General features: G+C 48.0%; 1 protein-coding gene (only partly in view). It reads left to right on the forward strand.

The window, feature by feature from the left end; translation table 11 throughout:
• Nucleotides 1-23,751: the 5' portion of a gliding motility-associated C-terminal domain-containing protein gene (locus tag RCC89_06710; GenBank protein WMJ72853.1), read on the forward strand. The gene runs 7,347 nt beyond the window's last position; the window shows 23,751 of its 31,098 coding nt (coding positions 1-23,751); the start codon lies at nt 1-3; its stop codon lies off the right edge, out of view.

The raw sequence follows: 23,751 nt of genomic DNA on the forward strand, positions 1-23,751 counted from the left end.
ATGAACAAGTTTCGCCTTTTAGTTTCTTTTTTTCTTTTTATCTCGACTTTAACAATTTCTGGTTATTCGTGGGGGCAATGTACGTCGTGTGATCAAACAATCAACACCACGGGAGGGACTATTACTGCTAATGCCCACGGGCAGACGTTGTGTATTAATACTCCTGGTACCTTTAGTGGAACCATCAATTTCAACGGTAGAAACAATGTTGTACTTTGTATTGCAGAAGGGACTACCATAGCTGCTGGAGTTTCAATTGACAACAGTTGGGGCGATAATTATACTGTTAACAACTACGGAACTTGGAACAGGTCTTTGGCTAATCCTATGATTTCATATAATACCGCAGTTTTTAATAATTACGGTACGACGAACTTGGGATCTCAGCTTAATATTGGAGCTGATAATACTTTAAATAATTACGGAGACCTTACTGTTACAGGTGGTGCGACTATAACCGGTGTGTTTCATAATTTTGGTACGGCTGACTTTCAGGGAAGTAGTCAGGTGGCGATCAGTGGATCGCCCGGGATTATTACCAATAGTGGTACATTTAATACCGGAGGCGAGTTTAGGATTGATGAAGGTACTGGTTTTACAAGTTTGGATGGTACCACAAACTTTGCCTCTATGGATATTACATCGGGTACGCTTCATGTAGGAGGAATAGTAAATGTTATCGGTAATGCAACGGTGAGTAATCCTGCTAAAATTACAGGGTCAGGTGGTATATGTCCATATCTAAATGTAGGGGGGACATTTACTGTAAACTCTGGTGGAACCTTGGAAGGTGGAGATGGATTGGTTATTAATAAAGAACCTAATCCTAATTGGGGAAATTACGATACCGAAAACCTTACAGTAGGTGGGGGCGAAGTTACTTTTGATCAGCATCCCGAAAGCCAGGTTATGTGTGAAGGAGAAGATGTGGTTTTTTCTGTCAGTTTAAGTTCGACAAGTCCTGCAGTTTATCAGTGGCAAGTGAGAGAGAGTGGTGGAGAATGGACAGATATCTCCGGGGCTAACTCTTCTTCTTATACTGTTTCGGATATTAATCCATCGCAGAATGATAATGAGTATCGGGTTTTTGTAAATAGTTGTCCTGATAATGAGTATTCTGAGGTAGCTACACTTACAGTAAACCAACATAGCACCATTGCCCTTACTTCTGCCCCTGAAACAGCCTCGCAACTTTCATGTGAAGGGAACGCTATAAACGAAATTACATATGCTATTGGAGGTGGTGGCACCGGAGCGTCAGTTACAGGCCTTCCAACTGGAATTGAAGGAAACTTCAGTTCGGGTGTTTTTTCTATAAGTGGTACAGCTACAGAGTTTGGTGTGTTTGATTACACAGTTACCACTACCAGTGATAATGACTGTGACCAAGTTAGTGAGACAGGCACGATTGAGATTAGTCCTAACCCAACAGCAAGTGTTGAATCTTCAGATGTAACTTGTCATGGGGAGGAAAATGGAGCTATTACTATTACTCCAGAAACAGGAGAAGCACCTTTTGAGTTTTCTATTAACGGAGGAAGTTTTGATTCGAATAATACTTTTGAAAGTCTCAGCCCTGACACTTATGAGCTTTCTATTAGAGATGCCAATGGTTGCGAAGCCTCTTTACCATCACAAACTATTACTGAGCCTTCCGAAACATTAACTGCTTCGACTGAAGAAACCGACGTTAACTGCTACGGCGGAACTGACGGTGAGATCACGGTAACCGCGCAAGGTGGAACTGAGCCGTACACCTTTATAATTGATGGCACTGAGCAATCAAGCAATACTTTCTCTGATCTATCAGCTGGAACTTATGAAATTCAGGTAAGGGACGATAACGGTTGCGAGTTGGAGACTGCGATTTCTGTAGAGATCACAGAACCTTCTGAAACTTTAACTGCTTCGACTGAGGAAACGGACGTTAACTGTTATGGTGGAACAGACGGAGAGATCACGGTAACTGCCCAAGGCGGTACCGAACCATACACGTATATAATTGATGGCACTGAGCAATCATCAAACACCTTCACTGATCTTGCTGCCGGAACTTACGAGATCCAGGTAAGGGACGAGAACGGTTGCGAACTTGAAGCTGCACTTTCTGTAGAAATCACAGAACCTTCTGAAACATTGACTGCTTCGACCGAAGAAACCGACGTTAACTGCTACGGCGGAACTGACGGTGAGATCACGGTAACCGCGCAAGGCGGAACAGAACCTTATGTTTATATCATTGACGGTACTGAGCAATCAAGCAATACTTTCTCTGACCTATCAGCCGGAACTTATGAAATCCAGGTAAGAGACGAAAATGGCTGCGAGTTGGAGACAGCACTTTCTGTCACTATCGGAGAGCCTTCTGAAACGTTAACCGCTTCGACAGAAGAAACCGACGTTAACTGCTTCGGCGGAACAGACGGTGAGATCACGGTAACTGCCCAAGGTGGAACTGAGCCGTACACCTTTATAATAGATGGCACCGAGCAGTCAAGCAACACTTTCACGGATCTTGCTGCCGGAACTTATGAGATCCAGGTAAGGGACGAAAATGGTTGTGAGTTGGAGACAGCACTTTCCGTCACTATCAATGAGCCTTCAGAAACTTTAACTGCTTCAACCGAAGAAACCGACGTGAACTGCCACGGCGGAACAGACGGTGAGATCACGGTAACCGCGCAAGGCGGTACTGAGCCTTATGTTTATGTCATTGACGGAGCAGAACAGTCAAGCAACACCTTCACAGACCTATCAGCCGGAACCTACGAGATCCAGGTAAGGGACGAGAATGGTTGCGAGTTGGAAGCTGCACTTTCTGTAGAAATTACTGAGCCTTCTGAGACGTTGACTGCTTCAACCGAAGAAACCGATGTTAACTGCTACGGCGGAACAGACGGAGAGATCACGGTAACGGCACAAGGCGGTACTGAGCCGTACACCTTTATAATAGATGGAGCAGACCAATCTTCTAATACTTTCACCGACCTTGCTGCCGGAACGTATGAGATTCAGGTTAGGGACGAGAACGGTTGCGAGTTGGAGACGGCACTTTCTGTAGAAATCACAGAGCCATCAGAGACTTTAACTGCTTCGACAGAAGAAACCGATGTTAACTGCTACGGCGGAACAGACGGAGAGATTACGGTAACCGCGCAAGGCGGAACAGAACCTTATGTTTATATCATTGACGGTACTGAGCAGTCAAGCAACACTTTTGTTGACCTTGCTGCCGGAACCTACGAGATCCAGGTAAGGGACGAGAACGGTTGCGAGTTGGAGACTGCGCTATCTGTAGAAATTACAGAACCTTCTGAAACATTGACTGCTTCGACCGAAGAAACCGACGTTAACTGCTACGGCGGAACTGACGGTGAGATTACGGTGACCGCACAAGGTGGTACTGAACCATACACCTATATAATAGACGGAGCAGAACAGTCATCAAACACTTTTACTGACTTGTCAGCTGGAACTTACGAGATCCAGGTAAGGGACGAGAACGGTTGCGAGTTGGAGACTGCGATTTCTGTAGAGATCACAGAACCTTCTGAAACTTTAACCGCTTCGACTGAGGAAACGGACGTTAACTGTTATGGTGGAACAGACGGAGAGATCACGGTAACTGCCCAAGGTGGTACTGAACCATACACCTATATAATAGACGGAGCAGAACAGTCATCAAACACTTTTACTGACTTGTCAGCTGGAACCTACGAGATCCAGGTAAGGGACGAGAACGGTTGCGAGTTGGAGACGGCACTTTCTGTAGAAATCACAGAGCCATCTGAAACGTTAACCGCTTCGACCGAAGAAACCGACGTTAACTGCTACGGCGGAACAGACGGTGAGATCACGGTAACCGCACAAGGCGGTACAGAACCTTATGTTTATATTATAGACGGCACCGAGCAGTCAAGCAACACCTTCGCTGATCTTGCTGCCGGAACTTACGAGGTCCAAGTAAGGGACGAGAACGGCTGCGAGTTGGAGACTGCGCTTTCTGTAGAAATTACCGAGCCTTCAGAAACATTGACTGCTTCGACCGAAGAAACCGACGTTAACTGCTACGGCGGAACTGACGGTGAGATTACGGTGACCGCACAAGGTGGTACTGAGCCGTACACCTTTATAATAGATGGAGCAGAGCAATCTTCTAATACTTTCACCGACCTTGCTGCCGGAACGTATGAGATTCAGGTTAGGGACGAGAACGGCTGCGAGTTGGAGACTGCACTTTCTGTAACTATCACCGAGCCATCAGAGACTTTAACTGCTTCAACTGAGGAAACTGACGTGAACTGCTACGGCGGAACAGACGGAGAGATTACGGTAACCGCGCAAGGCGGAACAGAACCTTATGTTTATATCATTGACGGTACTGAGCAGTCAAGCAACACTTTTGTTGACCTTGCTGCCGGAACCTACGAGATCCAGGTAAGGGACGAGAACGGTTGCGAGTTGGAGACTGCGATTTCTGTAGAGATCACAGAACCTTCAGAAACTTTAACCGCTTCGACTGAGGAAACGGACGTTAACTGTTATGGTGGAACAGACGGAGAGATCACGGTAACTGCCCAAGGTGGTACTGAACCATACACCTATATAATAGACGGAGCAGAACAGTCATCAAACACTTTTACTGACCTATCAGCCGGAACTTATGAAATCCAGGTAAGAGACGAAAACGGCTGCGAGTTGGAGACTGCACTTTCTGTCACTATCGGAGAGCCTTCTGAAACGTTGACCGCTTCGACAGAAGAAACAGATGTTAACTGCCACGGCGGAACAGACGGAGAGATCACGGTAACGGCGCAAGGCGGTACTGAGCCATACACCTTTATAATAGATGGAGCAGAACAGTCAAGCAACACCTTCACAGATCTTGCTGCCGGAACTTATGAGATCCAGGTAAGGGACGAGAACGGTTGCGAGCTTGAAGCTGCACTTTTTGTAGAAATCAAAGAGCCATCAGAGACTTTAACTGCTTCGACAGAAGAAACCGACGTGAACTGCTACGGCGGAACAGACGGTGAGATCACGGTAACTGCACAAGGCGGTACTGAGCCTTATGTTTATATCATTGACGGCACTGAGCAATCAAGCAACACCTTCACAGACCTATCAGCCGGAACTTATGAGATCCAGGTAAGGGACGAGAACGGTTGCGAACTTGAAACAGCGCTATCTGTAACTATTTCTGAACCTTCAGAAACTTTAACCGCTTCGACTGAAGAAACAGATGTTAACTGCCACGGCGGAACAGACGGAGAGATCACGGTAACGGCGCAAGGCGGTACTGAGCCATACACCTTTATAATAGATGGAGCAGAACAGTCAAGCAACACTTTCACAGATCTAGCTGCCGGAACTTATGAGATCCAGGTAAGGGACGAGAACGGTTGCGAGCTTGAAGCTGCACTTTTTGTAGAAATCACCGAGCCATCAGAGACTTTAACTGCTTCGACAGAAGAAACAGATGTTAACTGCCACGGCGGAACAGACGGTGAGATCACGGTAACTGCACAAGGCGGTACTGAGCCTTATGTTTATATCATTGACGGAGCAGAACAGTCAAGCAACACCTTCACAGATCTTGCCGCTGGAACCTACGAGATCCAGGTAAGAGACGAAAATGGTTGTGAGTTGGAGACAGCACTTTCAGTCACTATCAATGAGCCTTCAGAAACTTTAACTGCTTCAACCGAAGAAACCGACGTGAACTGCCACGGCGGAACAGACGGTGAGATCACGGTAACCGCACAAGGCGGTACTGAGCCGTACACCTTTATAATAGATGGAGCAGAGCAGTCATCAAACACTTTTACTGACCTGTCAGCCGGAACTTATGAAATCCAGGTAAGGGACGAGAACGGCTGCGAGTTGGAGACTGCGATTTCTGTAGAGATCACAGAACCTTCTGAAACTTTAACTGCTTCGACTGAGGAAACCGATGTTAACTGCTACGGCGGAACTGACGGTGAGATCACGGTAACCGCCCAAGGCGGTACTGAACCTTATGTTTATATCATTGACGGCACTGAGCAATCAAGCAACACCTTCACAGATCTATCAGCCGGAACGTATGAAATCCAAGTTAGGGACGAGAACGGCTGCGAGTTGGAGACGGCACTTTCTGTAGAAATCACCGAGCCATCAGAGACTTTAACTGCTTCGACTGAAGAAACCGACGTTAACTGCTACGGCGGAACTGACGGTGAGATTACGGTAACTGCGCAAGGCGGAACAGAACCGTACATCTATATCATAGATGGCACTGAGCAATCAAGCAACACTTTCACAGATCTAGCTGCCGGAACTTACGAAATCCAGGTAAGGGACGAGAACGGTTGCGAGTTGGAAGCTGCACTTTCTGTAGAAATTACTGAGCCTTTTGAGACGTTGACTGCTTCAACCGAAGAAACCGATGTTAACTGCTTCGGCGGAACAGACGGTGAGATCACGGTAACTGCACAAGGCGGTACTGAGCCTTATGTTTATATCATTGACGGCACTGAGCAATCAAGCAACACCTTCACAGACCTATCAGCCGGAACTTATGAGATCCAGGTAAGGGACGAGAACGGTTGCGAGTTGGAGACGGCACTTTCTGTAGAAATCACAGAGCCATCTGAAACTTTAACTGCTTCGACCGAAGAGACCGATGTTAACTGCCACGGCGGATCAGACGGTGAGATTACGGTAACTGCACAAGGTGGCACAGAACCGTACACCTTTATTATAGACGGCACCGAGCAGTCAAGCAATGTTTTCACCGACCTTGCTGCCGGAACGTATGAAATCCAAGTTAGGGACGAGAACGGTTGCGAGTTGGAGACAACACTTTCAGTAACTATCGCAGAGCCGTCAGAAACGTTAACTGCATCGACCGAAGAAACCGACGTTAACTGTTATGGCGGATCGGACGGTGAGATTACGGTGACCGCACAAGGTGGCACTGAGCCTTTTGTTTATATCATTGACGGAACAGAGCAGTCCAGCAACACTTTTGTTGACCTATCAGCCGGAACTTATGAAATCCAAGTTAGGGACGATAACGGTTGCGAGTTGGAGACGGCACTTTCTGTAGAAATCACCGAGCCATCAGAGACTTTAACTGCATCGACCGAAGAAACCGATGTTAACTGCCACGGCGGAACAGACGGTGAAATCACGGTAACCGCACAAGGCGGAACAGAACCTTATGTTTATATCATTGACGGTACTGAGCAATCAAGCAATACTTTCTCTGACCTATCAGCCGGAACTTATGAAATCCAAGTTAGGGACGAGAACGGTTGCGAGCTTGAAGCTGCACTTTCTGTAGAAATTACTGAGCCTTCTGAAACGTTGACCGCTTCGACAGAAGAGACCGATGTTAACTGCTTCGGCGGAACAGACGGAGAGATTACGGTAACTGCACAAGACGGTACCGAACCATACACCTATATAATTGACGGAGCAGAACAGTCATCAAACACTTTTACTGACTTGTCAGCTGGAACTTACGAGATCCAGGTAAGGGACGAGAACGGTTGCGAGTTGGAGACGGCACTTTCTGTAGAAATCACCGAGCCATCAGAGACTTTAACTGCATCGACAGAAGAAACCGACGTTAACTGCTACGGCGGAACAGACGGTGAAATCACGGTAACCGCACAAGGCGGTACCGAACCATACACCTTTATAATAGATGGAGCTGAGCAATCTTCTAATACTTTCACCGACCTTGCTGCCGGAACGTATGAGATTCAGGTTAGGGACGAGAACGGTTGCGAGTTGGCAACTGCGATTTCTGTAGAGATCACGGAGCCGTCAGAAACTTTAACTGCATCGACAGAAGAAACCGATGTTAATTGCTTCGGTGGAACAGACGGAGAGATCACGGTAACGGCACAAGGCGGTACTGAGCCGTACACCTTTATAATAGATGGAGCAGAGCAATCTTCTAATACTTTCACCGACCTTGCCGCCGGAACTTACGAAATCCAGGTAAGGGACGAGAACGGATGTGAGTTGGAGACAGCACTTTCTGTAGAGATCACTGAACCGTCAGAAACTTTAACTGCTTCAACAGAAGAAAGCGACGTGAATTGCTTCGGCGGAACGGACGGGGAAATCACGGTAACGGCCCAAGGTGGCACGGAGCCTTATGTTTATATAATAGATGGTACTGAGCAGTCAGGCAATACTTTCACCGATCTTGCTGCCGGAACCTATGAAATCCAGGTAAGGGACGATAACGGTTGCGAGCTAGAAACAGCATTGAGTGTTGTTATCAACGAGCCGTCCGAGACATTAACTGCTTCGACAGAAGAAACCGACGTTAACTGCTTCGGCGGGTCAGATGGTGAAATCACGGTAACTGCGCAAGGCGGAACTGAGCCATACACCTTTATAATAGATGGTGCTGAGCAATCTTCTAATACCTTCACTGACTTGTCAGCCGGAACTTATGAGATCCAGGTAAGGGACGATAACGGTTGTGAGTTGGAGACGGCACTTTCTGTAGAAATCACTGAACCGTCAGAAACTTTAACTGCTTCGACTGAGGAAACCGATGTTAACTGCTACGGCGGAACAGACGGCGAGATCACGGTGACCGCACAAGGTGGTACTGAACCATACACCTATATAATAGACGGAGCAGAACAGTCATCAAACACTTTTACTGACTTGTCAGCTGGAACTTACGAGATCCAGGTAAGGGACGAGAACGGATGTGAGTTGGAGACAGCACTTTCTGTAGAAATCACCGAGCCGTCAGAAACTTTAGCTGCTTCAACTGAGGAAACGGATGTTAACTGCTTCGGCGGAACAGATGGTGAAATCACGGTAACCGCACAAGGCGGTACTGAGCCGTACACCTTTATAATAGATGGAGCAGAGCAATCTTCTAATACTTTCACCGACCTTGCTGCCGGAACGTATGAGATTCAGGTTAGGGACGAGAACGGCTGCGAGTTGGAGACTGCACTTTCTGTAACTATCACCGAGCCATCAGAGACTTTAACTGCTTCAACTGAGGAAACTGACGTGAACTGCTACGGCGGAACAGACGGAGAGATCACGGTAACTGCACAAGGTGGTACTGAACCTTATGTTTATATCATTGACGGCACTGAGCAATCAAGCAACACCTTCACAGACCTATCAGCCGGAACGTATGAAATCCAAGTTAGGGACGAGAACGGTTGCGAGTTGGAGACAGCACTTTCTGTAGAAATTACAGAACCTTCTGAAACTTTAACTGCTTCAACTGAAGAAACGGATGTAAACTGCTTCGGCGGATCAGACGGAGAGATCACGGTAACTGCCCAAGGTGGCACTGAGCCATACACCTTTATAATAGATGGTGCTGAGCAGTCAAGCAATACTTTTGTTGACTTAGCTGCCGGAACTTACGAGATCCAGGTAAGGGACGAGAATGGCTGCGAGTTGGAGACGGCACTTTCTGTAGAGATCACTGAACCGTCAGAAACTTTAACTGCTTCAACAGAAGAAAGCGACGTGAATTGCTTCGGCGGAACGGACGGAGAGGTCACGGTGACCGCACAAGGTGGTACTGAGCCTTATGTTTATATTATAGACGGCACCGAGCAGTCAAGCAACACCTTCGCTGATCTTGCTGCCGGAACTTACGAGATTCAGGTAAGGGACGATAACGGTTGCGAGTTGGAGACGGCACTTTCTGTCACTATCAATGAGCCATCTGAAACACTGACCGCTTCAACAGAAGAAACCGACGTTAACTGCTTTGGAGGGTCAGATGGTGAAATCACGGTAACTGCGCAAGGTGGTACAGAACCGTACACCTTTATTATAGACGGTACTGAGCAATCAAGCAATACTTTCACAGACCTTTCCGCCGGAACTTATGAAATCCAAGTAAGGGACGAGAACGGTTGCGAGTTGGAGACGGCACTTTCTGTAGAAATCACCGAGCCATCTGAAACGTTAACCGCTTCGACAGAAGAAACCGACGTTAACTGCTTCGGCGGAACAGACGGTGAGATCACGGTAACCGCACAAGGCGGTACTGAACCTTATGTTTATATCATTGACGGCACTGAGCAATCAAGCAACACCTTCACAGACCTTTCCGCCGGAACTTATGAAATCCAAGTTAGGGACGAGAACGGTTGCGAGTTGGCAACTGCGATTTCTGTAGAGATCACGGAGCCGTCAGAAACGTTAACCGCTTCGACAGAAGAAACCGACGTTAACTGCTACGGCGGAACAGACGGAGAGATCACGGTAACTGCCCAAGGCGGAACAGAACCTTATGTTTATATCATTGACGGCACTGAGCAATCAAGCAACATCTTCACAGACCTATCAGCCGGAACTTATGAAATCCACGTTAGGGACGAGAACGGATGTGAGTTGGAGACAGCACTTTCTGTAGAAATTGCAGAACCGTCAGAAACGTTGACTGCATCAACAGAAGAAACCGACGTTAACTGCTTTGGCGGAACAGACGGAGAGATTACGGTAACCGCACAAGGCGGAACAGAACCTTATGTTTATATCATTGACGGCACTGAGCAATCAAGCAACATCTTCACAGACCTATCAGCCGGAACTTATGAAATCCAAGTTAGGGACGAGAACGGTTGCGAGTTAGCAACTGCGATTTCTGTAGAGATCACGGAGCCGTCAGAAACTTTAACTGCATCGACCGAAGAAACCGACGTTAACTGCTACGGCGGAACAGACGGAGAGATCACGGTAACTGCACAAGGCGGCACCGAGCCATACACCTATAGCATAGATGGCACTGAGCAGTCAAGCAACACCTTCACAGATCTTGCTGCCGGAACTTACGAGATCCAGGTAAGGGACGATAACGGTTGCGAGTTGGAGACTGCACTTTCTGTCATTATCGGAGAGCCTTCTGAAACGTTGACTGCTTCAACTGAAGAAACAGATGTTAATTGCTACGGCGGAACAGACGGTGAGATTACGGTGACTGCACAAGGTGGTACCGAGCCGTACACCTTTATAATAGATGGAGCAGAGCAATCTTCTAATACTTTCACCGACCTTGCTGCCGGAACGTATGAAATCCAAGTTAGGGACGAGAACGGTTGCGAGTTGGCAACTGCGATTTCTGTAGAGATCACGGAGCCGTCAGAAACTTTAACTGCATCGACCGAAGAAACAGATGTTAACTGCTACGGCGGAACAGACGGTGAGATTACGGTGACCGCACAAGGTGGTACTGAGCCTTATGTTTATATCATTGACGGCACTGAGCAATCAAGCAACACCTTCACAGACCTATCAGCCGGAACTTATGAGATCCAGGTAAGGGACGAGAACGGTTGTGAACTAGAGACTGCACTATCTGTCATTATCGCAGAACCTTCTGAGACCTTAACTGCTTCGACAGAAGAAACCGACGTTAACTGCTACGGCGGAACTGACGGTGAGATCACGGTAACCGCGCAAGGCGGTACTGAGCCGTACACCTTTATAATAGATGGCACCGAGCAGTCAAGCAACACTTTCACGGATCTTGCTGCCGGAACTTACGAAATCCAGGTAAGGGACGAGAACGGCTGCGAGTTGGAGACAGCGATTTCTGTAGAGATCACAGAACCTTCTGAAACTTTAACCGCTTCGACTGAGGAAACGGACGTTAACTGTTATGGCGGATCGGACGGAGAGATCACGGTAACGGCACAAGGTGGAACTGAGCCATATGTCTTTATAATAGATGGTTCTGAGCAATCCAGTAATGTATTTACTGACTTGTCAGCCGGAACTTATGAGATCCAGGTGAGGGACGATAACGGTTGTGAGTTGGAGACGGCACTTTCTGTAGAGATCACCGAGCCATCAGAGACGTTGACTGCTTCAACTGAAGAAACGGATGTTAACTGCTACGGCGGAACTGACGGTGAGATCACGGTAACGGCACAAGGCGGTACCGAACCATACACGTATATAATTGATGGCACTGAGCAATCATCAAACACCTTCACTGATCTTGCTGCCGGAACTTATGAAATCCAAGTAAGGGACGAGAACGGCTGCGAGTTGGAGACTGCACTTTCTGTAGAAATCACCGAGCCATCAGAGACTTTAACTGCTTCGACTGAAGAAACCGACGTTAACTGCTACGGCGGAACAGACGGAGAGATCACGGTAACGGCACAAGGCGGTACCGAACCATACACCTTTATAATAGATGGAGCTGAGCAATCATCAAACACTTTTACTGACCTGTCAGCCGGAACGTATGAAATCCAGGTAAGGGACGATAACGGTTGTGAGTTGGAGACGGCACTTTCTGTAGAAATCACTGAACCGTCAGAAACTTTAACTGCTTCGACTGAGGAAACCGATGTTAACTGCTACGGCGGAACAGACGGCGAGATCACGGTGACCGCACAAGGTGGTACTGAACCATACACCTATATAATAGACGGAGCAGAACAGTCATCAAACACTTTTACTGACTTGTCAGCTGGAACTTACGAGATCCAGGTAAGGGACGAGAACGGATGTGAGTTGGAGACAGCACTTTCTGTAGAAATCACCGAGCCGTCAGAAACTTTAGCTGCTTCAACTGAGGAAACGGATGTTAACTGCTTCGGCGGAACAGATGGTGAAATCACGGTAACCGCACAAGGCGGTACTGAGCCGTACACCTTTATAATAGATGGAGCAGAGCAATCTTCTAATACTTTCACCGACCTTGCTGCCGGAACGTATGAGATTCAGGTTAGGGACGAGAACGGCTGCGAGTTGGAGACTGCACTTTCTGTAACTATCACCGAGCCATCAGAGACTTTAACTGCTTCAACTGAGGAAACTGACGTGAACTGCTACGGCGGAACAGACGGAGAGATCACGGTAACTGCACAAGGTGGTACTGAACCTTATGTTTATATCATTGACGGCACTGAGCAATCAAGCAACACCTTCACAGACCTATCAGCCGGAACGTATGAAATCCAAGTTAGGGACGAGAACGGTTGCGAGTTGGAGACAGCACTTTCTGTAGAAATTACAGAACCTTCTGAAACTTTAACTGCTTCAACTGAAGAAACGGATGTAAACTGCTTCGGCGGATCAGACGGAGAGATCACGGTAACTGCCCAAGGTGGCACTGAGCCATACACCTTTATAATAGATGGTGCTGAGCAGTCAAGCAATACTTTTGTTGACTTAGCTGCCGGAACTTACGAGATCCAGGTAAGGGACGAGAATGGCTGCGAGTTGGAGACGGCACTTTCTGTAGAGATCACTGAACCGTCAGAAACTTTAACTGCTTCAACAGAAGAAAGCGACGTGAATTGCTTCGGCGGAACGGACGGAGAGGTCACGGTGACCGCACAAGGTGGTACTGAGCCTTATGTTTATATTATAGACGGCACCGAGCAGTCAAGCAACACCTTCGCTGATCTTGCTGCCGGAACTTACGAGATTCAGGTAAGGGACGATAACGGTTGCGAGTTGGAGACGGCACTTTCTGTCACTATCAATGAGCCATCTGAAACACTGACCGCTTCAACAGAAGAAACCGACGTTAACTGCTTTGGAGGGTCAGATGGTGAAATCACGGTAACTGCGCAAGGTGGTACAGAACCGTACACCTTTATTATAGACGGTACTGAGCAATCAAGCAATACTTTCACAGACCTTTCCGCCGGAACTTATGAAATCCAAGTAAGGGACGAGAACGGTTGCGAGTTGGAGACGGCACTTTCTGTAGAAATCACCGAGCCATCTGAAACGTTAACCGCTTCGACAGAAGAAACCGACGTTAACTGCTTCGGCGGAACAGACGGTGAGATCACGGTAACCGCACAAGGCGGTACTGAACCTTATGTTTATATCATTGACGGCACTGAGCAATCAAGCAACACCTTCACAGACCTTTCCGCCGGAACTTATGAAATCCAAGTTAGGGACGAGAACGGTTGCGAGTTGGCAACTGCGATTTCTGTAGAGATCACGGAGCCGTCAGAAACGTTAACCGCTTCGACAGAAGAAACCGACGTTAACTGCTACGGCGGAACAGACGGAGAGATCACGGTAACTGCCCAAGGCGGAACAGAACCTTATGTTTATATCATTGACGGCACTGAGCAATCAAGCAACATCTTCACAGACCTATCAGCCGGAACTTATGAAATCCACGTTAGGGACGAGAACGGATGTGAGTTGGAGACAGCACTTTCTGTAGAAATTGCAGAACCGTCAGAAACGTTGACTGCATCAACAGAAGAAACCGACGTTAACTGCTTTGGCGGAACAGACGGAGAGATTACGGTAACCGCACAAGGCGGAACAGAACCTTATGTTTATATCATTGACGGCACTGAGCAATCAAGCAACATCTTCACAGACCTATCAGCCGGAACTTATGAAATCCAAGTTAGGGACGAGAACGGTTGCGAGTTAGCAACTGCGATTTCTGTAGAGATCACGGAGCCGTCAGAAACTTTAACTGCATCGACCGAAGAAACCGACGTTAACTGCTACGGCGGAACAGACGGAGAGATCACGGTAACTGCACAAGGCGGCACCGAGCCATACACCTATAGCATAGATGGCACTGAGCAGTCAAGCAACACCTTCACAGATCTTGCTGCCGGAACTTACGAGATCCAGGTAAGGGACGATAACGGTTGCGAGTTGGAGACTGCACTTTCTGTCATTATCGGAGAGCCTTCTGAAACGTTGACTGCTTCAACTGAAGAAACAGATGTTAATTGCTACGGCGGAACAGACGGTGAGATTACGGTGACTGCACAAGGTGGTACCGAGCCGTACACCTTTATAATAGATGGAGCAGAGCAATCTTCTAATACTTTCACCGACCTTGCTGCCGGAACGTATGAAATCCAAGTTAGGGACGAGAACGGTTGCGAGTTGGCAACTGCGATTTCTGTAGAGATCACGGAGCCGTCAGAAACTTTAACTGCATCGACCGAAGAAACAGATGTTAACTGCTACGGCGGAACAGACGGTGAGATTACGGTGACCGCACAAGGTGGTACTGAGCCTTATGTTTATATCATTGACGGCACTGAGCAATCAAGCAACACCTTCACAGACCTATCAGCCGGAACTTATGAGATCCAGGTAAGGGACGAGAACGGTTGTGAACTAGAGACTGCACTATCTGTCATTATCGCAGAACCTTCTGAGACCTTAACTGCTTCGACAGAAGAAACCGACGTTAACTGCTACGGCGGAACTGACGGTGAGATCACGGTAACCGCGCAAGGCGGTACTGAGCCGTACACCTTTATAATAGATGGCACCGAGCAGTCAAGCAACACTTTCACGGATCTTGCTGCCGGAACTTACGAAATCCAGGTAAGGGACGAGAACGGCTGCGAGTTGGAGACAGCGATTTCTGTAGAGATCACAGAACCTTCTGAAACTTTAACCGCTTCGACTGAGGAAACGGACGTTAACTGTTATGGCGGATCGGACGGAGAGATCACGGTAACGGCACAAGGTGGAACTGAGCCATATGTCTTTATAATAGATGGTTCTGAGCAATCCAGTAATGTATTTACTGACTTGTCAGCCGGAACTTATGAGATCCAGGTGAGGGACGATAACGGTTGTGAGTTGGAGACGGCACTTTCTGTAGAGATCACCGAGCCATCAGAGACGTTGACTGCTTCAACTGAAGAAACGGATGTTAACTGCTACGGCGGAACTGACGGTGAGATCACGGTAACGGCACAAGGCGGTACCGAACCATACACGTATATAATTGATGGCACTGAGCAATCATCAAACACCTTCACTGATCTTGCTGCCGGAACTTATGAAATCCAAGTAAGGGACGAGAACGGCTGCGAGTTGGAGACTGCACTTTCTGTAGAAATCACCGAGCCATCAGAGACTTTAACTGCTTCGACTGAAGAAACCGACGTTAACTGCTACGGCGGAACAGACGGAGAGATCACGGTAACGGCACAAGGCGGTACCGAACCATACACCTTTATAATAGATGGAGCTGAGCAATCATCAAACACTTTTACTGACCTGTCAGCCGGAACGTATGAAATCCAGGTAAGGGACGAGAACGGCTGCGAGTTGGAGACGGCACTTTCTGTAGAAATCACCGAGCCTTCAGAAACTTTAACTGCTTCAACCGAAGAAACCGACGTTAACTGCTTTGGCGGAACAGACGGTGAGATTACGGTGACCGCACAAGGTGGTACTGAGCCTTATGTTTATATCATTGACGGCACTGAGCAATCAAGCAACACCTTCACAGACCTATCAGCCGGAACTTATGAGATCCAGGTAAGGGACGAGAACGGTTGTGAACTAGAGACTGCACTATCTGTCATTATCGCAGAACCTTCTGAGACCTTAACTGCTTCGACAGAAGAAACCGACGTTAACTGCTACGGCGGAACTGACGGTGAGATCACGGTAACCGCGCAAGGCGGTACTGAGCCGTACACCTTTATAATAGATGGCACCGAGCAGTCAAGCAACACTTTCACGGATCTTGCTGCCGGAACTTACGAAATCCAGGTAAGGGACGAGAACGGCTGCGAGTTGGAGACAGCGATTTCTGTAGAGATCACAGAACCTTCTGAAACTTTAACCGCTTCGACTGAGGAAACGGACGTTAACTGTTATGGCGGATCGGACGGAGAGATCACGGTAACGGCACAAGGTGGAACTGAGCCATATGTCTTTATAATAGATGGTTCTGAGCAATCCAGTAATGTATTTACTGACTTGTCAGCCGGAACTTATGAGATCCAGGTGAGGGACGATAACGGTTGTGAGTTGGAGACGGCACTTTCTGTAGAGATCACCGAGCCATCAGAGACGTTGACTGCTTCAACTGAAGAAACGGATGTTAACTGCTACGGCGGAACTGACGGTGAGATCACGGTAACGGCACAAGGCGGTACCGAACCATACACGTATATAATTGATGGCACTGAGCAATCATCAAACACCTTCACTGATCTTGCTGCCGGAACTTATGAAATCCAAGTAAGGGACGAGAACGGCTGCGAGTTGGAGACTGCACTTTCTGTAGAAATCACCGAGCCATCAGAGACTTTAACTGCTTCGACTGAAGAAACCGACGTTAACTGCTACGGCGGAACAGACGGAGAGATCACGGTAACGGCACAAGGCGGTACCGAACCATACACCTTTATAATAGATGGAGCTGAGCAATCATCAAACACTTTTACTGACCTGTCAGCCGGAACGTATGAAATCCAGGTAAGGGACGAGAACGGCTGCGAGTTGGAGACGGCACTTTCTGTAGAAATCACCGAGCCTTCAGAAACTTTAACTGCTTCAACCGAAGAAACCGACGTTAACTGCTTTGGCGGAACAGACGGAGAGATCACGGTAACCGTACAAGGCGGTACTGAGCCGTACACCTTTATAATAGATGGAGCAGAGCAGTCAAGCAACACTTTCACAGATCTAGCTGCCGGAACGTATGAGATTCAGGTTAGGGACGAGAACAGCTGCGAGTTGGAGACGGCACTTTCTGTAGAAATCACCGAGCCATCAGAGACTTTAACTGCTTCGACCGAAGAAACAGATGTTAACTGCCACGGCGGAACAGACGGAGAGATCACGGTGACCGCACAAGGCGGCACAGAACCTTATGTTTATATCATTGACGGCACTGAGCAATCAAGCAACATCTTCACAGACCTATCAGCCGGAACTTATGAAATCCAAGTTAGGGACGAGAACGGTTGCGAGTTGGCAACTGCGATTTCTGTAGAGATCACCGAGCCATCAGAGACTTTAACTGCTTCAACCGAAGAAACGGATGTTAACTGTTTCGGCGGATCTGATGGGGAAATTGCGGTTACTGCGCAAGGCGGAACCGAGCCGTACACCTATATCATAGACGGCACCGAGCAGTCAAGCAATGTTTTCACAGATCTAGCTGCCGGAACTTATGAGATCCAGGTAAGGGACGAAAATGGTTGTGAGTTGGAGACAGCACTTTCCGTCACTATCAATGAGCCTTCAGAAACTTTAACTGCTTCAACCGAAGAAACCGACGTGAACTGCCACGGCGGAACAGACGGTGAGATCACGGTAACCGCGCAAGGCGGTACTGAGCCTTATGTTTATGTCATTGACGGAGCAGAACAGTCAAGCAACACCTTCACAGACCTATCAGCCGGAACTTATGAAATCCAAGTTAGGGACGAGAACGGTTGCGAGTTGGCAACTGCGATTTCTGTAGAGATCACCGAGCCATCAGAGACTTTAACTGCTTCAACCGAAGAAACGGATGTTAACTGTTTCGGCGGAACAGACGGAGAGATCACGGTGACCGCACAAGGCGGCACAGAACCTTATGTTTATATCATTGACGGCACTGAGCAATCAAGCAACATCTTCACAGACCTTGCTGCCGGAACTTATGAAATCCAGGTGAGGGACGAGAACGGTTGCGAGTTGGAGACAACACTTTCAGTAACTATCGCAGAGCCTTCAGAAACTTTAACTGCTTCGACCGAAGAGACCGATGTAAACTGCCACGGCGGATCAGACGGTGAGATTACGGTAACTGCACAAGGTGGCACAGAACCGTACACCTTTATTATAGACGGCACTGAGCAGTCAAGCAACACCTTCACGGATCTTGCTGCCGGAACTTATGAAATCCAAGTTAGGGACGAGAACGGCTGCGAGTTGGAGACGGCACTTTCTGTAGAAATCACCGAGCCATCAGAGACTTTAACTGCTTCGACAGAAGAAACCGATGTTAACTGCCACGGCGGAACAGACGGTGAAATCACGGTAACTGCCCAAGGTGGAATCGAGCCATATGTTTATATCATTGACGGCACTGAGCAATCAAGCAATACTTTCTCTGATCTATCAGCTGGAACTTATGAAATTCAGGTAAGGGACGAGAACGGCTGCGAGTTGGAGACTGCGCTTTCTGTAGAAATTACCGAGCCTTCAGAAACTTTAACTGCTTCAACCGAAGAAACGGATGTTAACTGTTTCGGCGGATCTGATGGGGAAATTGCGGTTACTGCGCAAGGCGGAACAGAACCGTACATCTATATCATAGATGGCACTGAGCAATCAAGCAACACTTTCACAGATCTAGCTGCCGGAACTTACGAAATCCAGGTAAGGGATGAGAACGGTTGCGAGTTGGCGACAGCGCTTTCTGTAGAAATTGCAGAACCGTCAGAAACGTTGACTGCATCAACAGAAGAAACCGACGTTAACTGCTACGGCGGAACTGACGGTGAGATCACGGTAACCGCGCAAGGTGGAACTGAGCCGTACACCTTTATAATAGATGGCACCGAGCAGTCAAGCAATACTTTCTCTGACCTATCAGCCGGAACTTATGAAATCCAGGTAAGAGACGAAAATGGCTGCGAGTTGGAGACAGCGATTTCTGTAGAGATCACAGAACCTTCTGAAACTTTAACTGCTTCGACTGAAGAAACCGACGTTAACTGCTACGGCGGAACAGACGGTGAGATCACGGTAACCGCGCAAGGTGGAACTGAGCCGTACACCTTTATAATAGATGGCACCGAGCAGTCAAGCAACACTTTCACGGATCTTGCTGCCGGAACTTACGAGATCCAGGTAAGGGACGAGAACGGTTGCGAGCTTGCAACAGCACTTTCTGTAGAGATCACAGAGCCATCTGAAACGTTAACCGCTTCGACAGAAGAAACCGACGTTAACTGCTACGGCGGAACTGACGGTGAGATCACGGTAACTGCCCAAGGCGGAACAGAACCTTATGTTTATATCATTGACGGCACTGAGCAATCAAGCAACACCTTCACAGACCTATCAGCCGGAACTTATGAAATCCAGGTGAGGGACGAGAACGGTTGCGAGTTGGAGACGGCACTTTCTGTAGAAATTACTGAGCCTTCTGAGACATTGACTGCTTCGACCGAAGAAACCGACGTTAACTGCTTCGGCGGAACAGACGGTGAAATCACGGTAACGGCACAAGGCGGTACCGAACCATACACCTTTATAATAGATGGAGCTGAGCAGTCATCAAACACTTTTACTGACTTGTCAGCTGGAACTTACGAAATCCAGGTAAGGGACGAGAACGGCTGTGAGTTGGAGACAGTACTTTCTGTAGAAATTACTGAGCCTTCAGAAACTTTAACTGCTTCAACCGAAGAAACCGACGTTAACTGCTTTGGCGGAACAGACGGAGAGATCACGGTAACCGCACAAGGTGGAACTGAGCCATATGTCTTTATAATAGATGGTACTGAGCAATCTTCTAATACTTTCACTGACCTAGCTGCCGGAACCTACGAGATCCAGGTAAGGGACGAGAATGGCTGCGAGTTGGAGACGGCGATTTCTGTCACTATCGCAGAGCCTTCAGAAACTTTAACTGCTTCGACCGAAGAGACCGATGTAAACTGCCACGGCGGATCAGACGGTGAGGTTACGGTAACTGCACAAGGCGGCACAGAACCTTATGTTTATATCATTGACGGCACTGAGCAATCAAGCAACATCTTCACAGACCTATCAGCCGGAACTTATGAAATCCAAGTTAGGGACGAGAACGGTTGCGAGTTGGCAACTGCGATTTCTGTAGAGATCACCGAGCCATCAGAGACTTTAACTGCTTCAACCGAAGAAACGGATGTTAACTGTTTCGGCGGATCTGATGGGGAAATTGCGGTTACTGCGCAAGGCGGAACCGAGCCGTACACCTATATCATAGACGGCACCGAGCAGTCAAGCAATGTTTTCACAGATCTAGCTGCCGGAACTTATGAGATCCAGGTAAGGGACGAAAATGGTTGTGAGTTGGAGACAGCACTTTCCGTCACTATCAATGAGCCTTCAGAAACTTTAACTGCTTCAACCGAAGAAACCGACGTGAACTGCCACGGCGGAACAGACGGTGAGATCACGGTAACCGCGCAAGGCGGTACTGAGCCTTATGTTTATGTCATTGACGGAGCAGAACAGTCAAGCAACACCTTCACAGACCTATCAGCCGGAACTTATGAAATCCAAGTTAGGGACGAGAACGGTTGCGAGTTGGCAACTGCGATTTCTGTAGAGATCACCGAGCCATCAGAGACTTTAACTGCTTCAACCGAAGAAACGGATGTTAACTGTTTCGGCGGAACAGACGGAGAGATCACGGTGACCGCACAAGGCGGCACAGAACCTTATGTTTATATCATTGACGGCACTGAGCAATCAAGCAACATCTTCACAGACCTTGCTGCCGGAACTTATGAAATCCAGGTGAGGGACGAGAACGGTTGCGAGTTGGAGACAACACTTTCAGTAACTATCGCAGAGCCTTCAGAAACTTTAACTGCTTCGACCGAAGAGACCGATGTAAACTGCCACGGCGGATCAGACGGTGAGATTACGGTAACTGCACAAGGTGGCACAGAACCGTACACCTTTATTATAGACGGCACTGAGCAGTCAAGCAACACCTTCACGGATCTTGCTGCCGGAACGTATGAAATCCAGGTAAGGGACGAGAACGGTTGCGAACTTGAAGCTGCACTTTCTGTAGAAATTACAGAACCTTCTGAAACATTGACTGCTTCGACCGAAGAAACCGACGTTAACTGCTACGGCGGAACTGACGGTGAGATCACGGTAACTGCACAAGGTGGCACCGAGCCGTACACCTATATCATTGACGGTACTGAGCAGTCAAACAATACTTTCACAGACCTATCAGCCGGAACTTATGAGATCCAGGTAAGGGACGAGAACGGTTGCGAACTTGAAACAGCGCTATCTGTAACTATTTCTGAACCTTCAGAAACTTTAACCGCTTCGACTGAAGAAACAGATGTTAACTGCCACGGCGGATCAGACGGTGAGATTACGGTAACTGCACAAGGTGGCACAGAACCGTACACCTTTATCATAGACGGCACCGAGCAGTCAAGCAACACCTTCACTGACCTTGCTGCCGGAACTTATGAAATCCAGGTAAGGGACGAGAACGGCTGCGAGTTGGAGACTGCACTTTCTGTAGAAATCACCGAGCCATCAGAGACTTTAACTGCTTCGACAGAAGAAACGGACGTTAACTGTTATGGCGGATCGGACGGAGAGATCACGGTAACGGCACAAGGCGGTACCGAACCATACACGTATATAATTGATGGCACTGAGCAATCAAGCAATACTTTCTCTGATCTATCAGCTGGAACTTATGAAATTCAGGTAAGGGACGATAACGGTTGCGAGTTGGAGACGGCACTTTCTGTAGAAATCACCGAGCCATCAGAGACTTTAACTGCTTCGACTGAAGAAACCGACGTTAACTGCTACGGCGGAACTGACGGTGAGATCACGGTAACCGCGCAAGGTGGAACTGAGCCGTACACCTTTATAATAGATGGCACCGAGCAGTCAAGCAACACTTTCACGGATCTTGCTGCCGGAACTTACGAAATCCAGGTAAGGGACGAGAACGGCTGCGAGTTGGAGACGGCACTTTCTGTAGAAATCACCGAGCCTTCAGAAACTTTAACTGCTTCGACAGAAGAAACCGACGTGAACTGCTACGGCGGAACAGACGGTGAGATCACGGTGACCGCACAAGGTGGTACTGAACCTTATGTTTATATCATTGACGGCACTGAGCAATCAAGCAACATCTTCACAGACCTATCAGCCGGAACTTATGAAATCCAAGTTAGGGACGAGAACGGTTGCGAGTTGGAGACGGCACTTTCTGTAGAAATCACAGAGCCATCTGAAACTTTAACCGCTTCGACAGAAGAAACCGACGTTAACTGCTTCGGCGGAACAGACGGTGAGATCACGGTAACCGCACAAGGCGGTACTGAACCTTATGTTTATATTATTGACGGCACTGAGCAATCAAGCAACACCTTCACAGACCTATCAGCCGGAACGTATGAAATCCAAGTTAGGGACGAGAACGGTTGCGAGTTGGAGACGGCACTTTCTGTAGAAATTACTGAGCCTTCTGAGACATTGACTGCTTCGACCGAAGAAACCGACGTTAACTGCTACGGCGGAACTGACGGTGAGATCACGGTAACGGCACAAGGCGGTACCGAACCATACACGTATATAATTGATGGCACTGAGCAATCAAGCAACACCTTCACAGACCTATCAGCCGGAACTTATGAAATCCAGGTGAGGGACGAGAACGGTTGCGAGTTGGAGACGGCACTTTCTGTAGAAATTACTGAGCCTTCTGAGACATTGACTGCTTCGACCGAAGAAACCGACGTTAACTGCTTCGGCGGAACAGACGGTGAAATCACGGTAACCGCACAAGGCGGTACCGAACCATACACCTTTATAATAGATGGAGCTGAGCAGTCATCAAACACTTTTACTGACTTGTCAGCTGGAACTTACGAAATCCAGGTAAGGGACGAGAACGGCTGTGAGTTGGAGACAGTACTTTCTGTAGAAATTACTGAGCCTTCTGAAACGTTGACCGCTTCGACAGAAGAAACCGACGTTAACTGCTTTGGCGGAACAGACGGAGAGATCACGGTAACCGCACAAGGTGGAACTGAGCCATATGTCTTTATAATAGATGGTACTGAGCAATCTTCTAATACTTTCACTGACCTAGCTGCCGGAACCTACGAGATCCAGGTAAGGGACGAGAATGGCTGCGAGTTGGAGACGGCGATTTCTGTCACTATCGCAGAGCCTTCAGAAACTTTAACTGCTTCGACCGAAGAGACCGATGTAAACTGCCACGGCGGATCA

Source organism: Cytophagaceae bacterium ABcell3 (genome assembly GCA_030913385.1).
Classification (GTDB): Bacteria; Bacteroidota; Bacteroidia; order Cytophagales; family Cytophagaceae; genus ABcell3.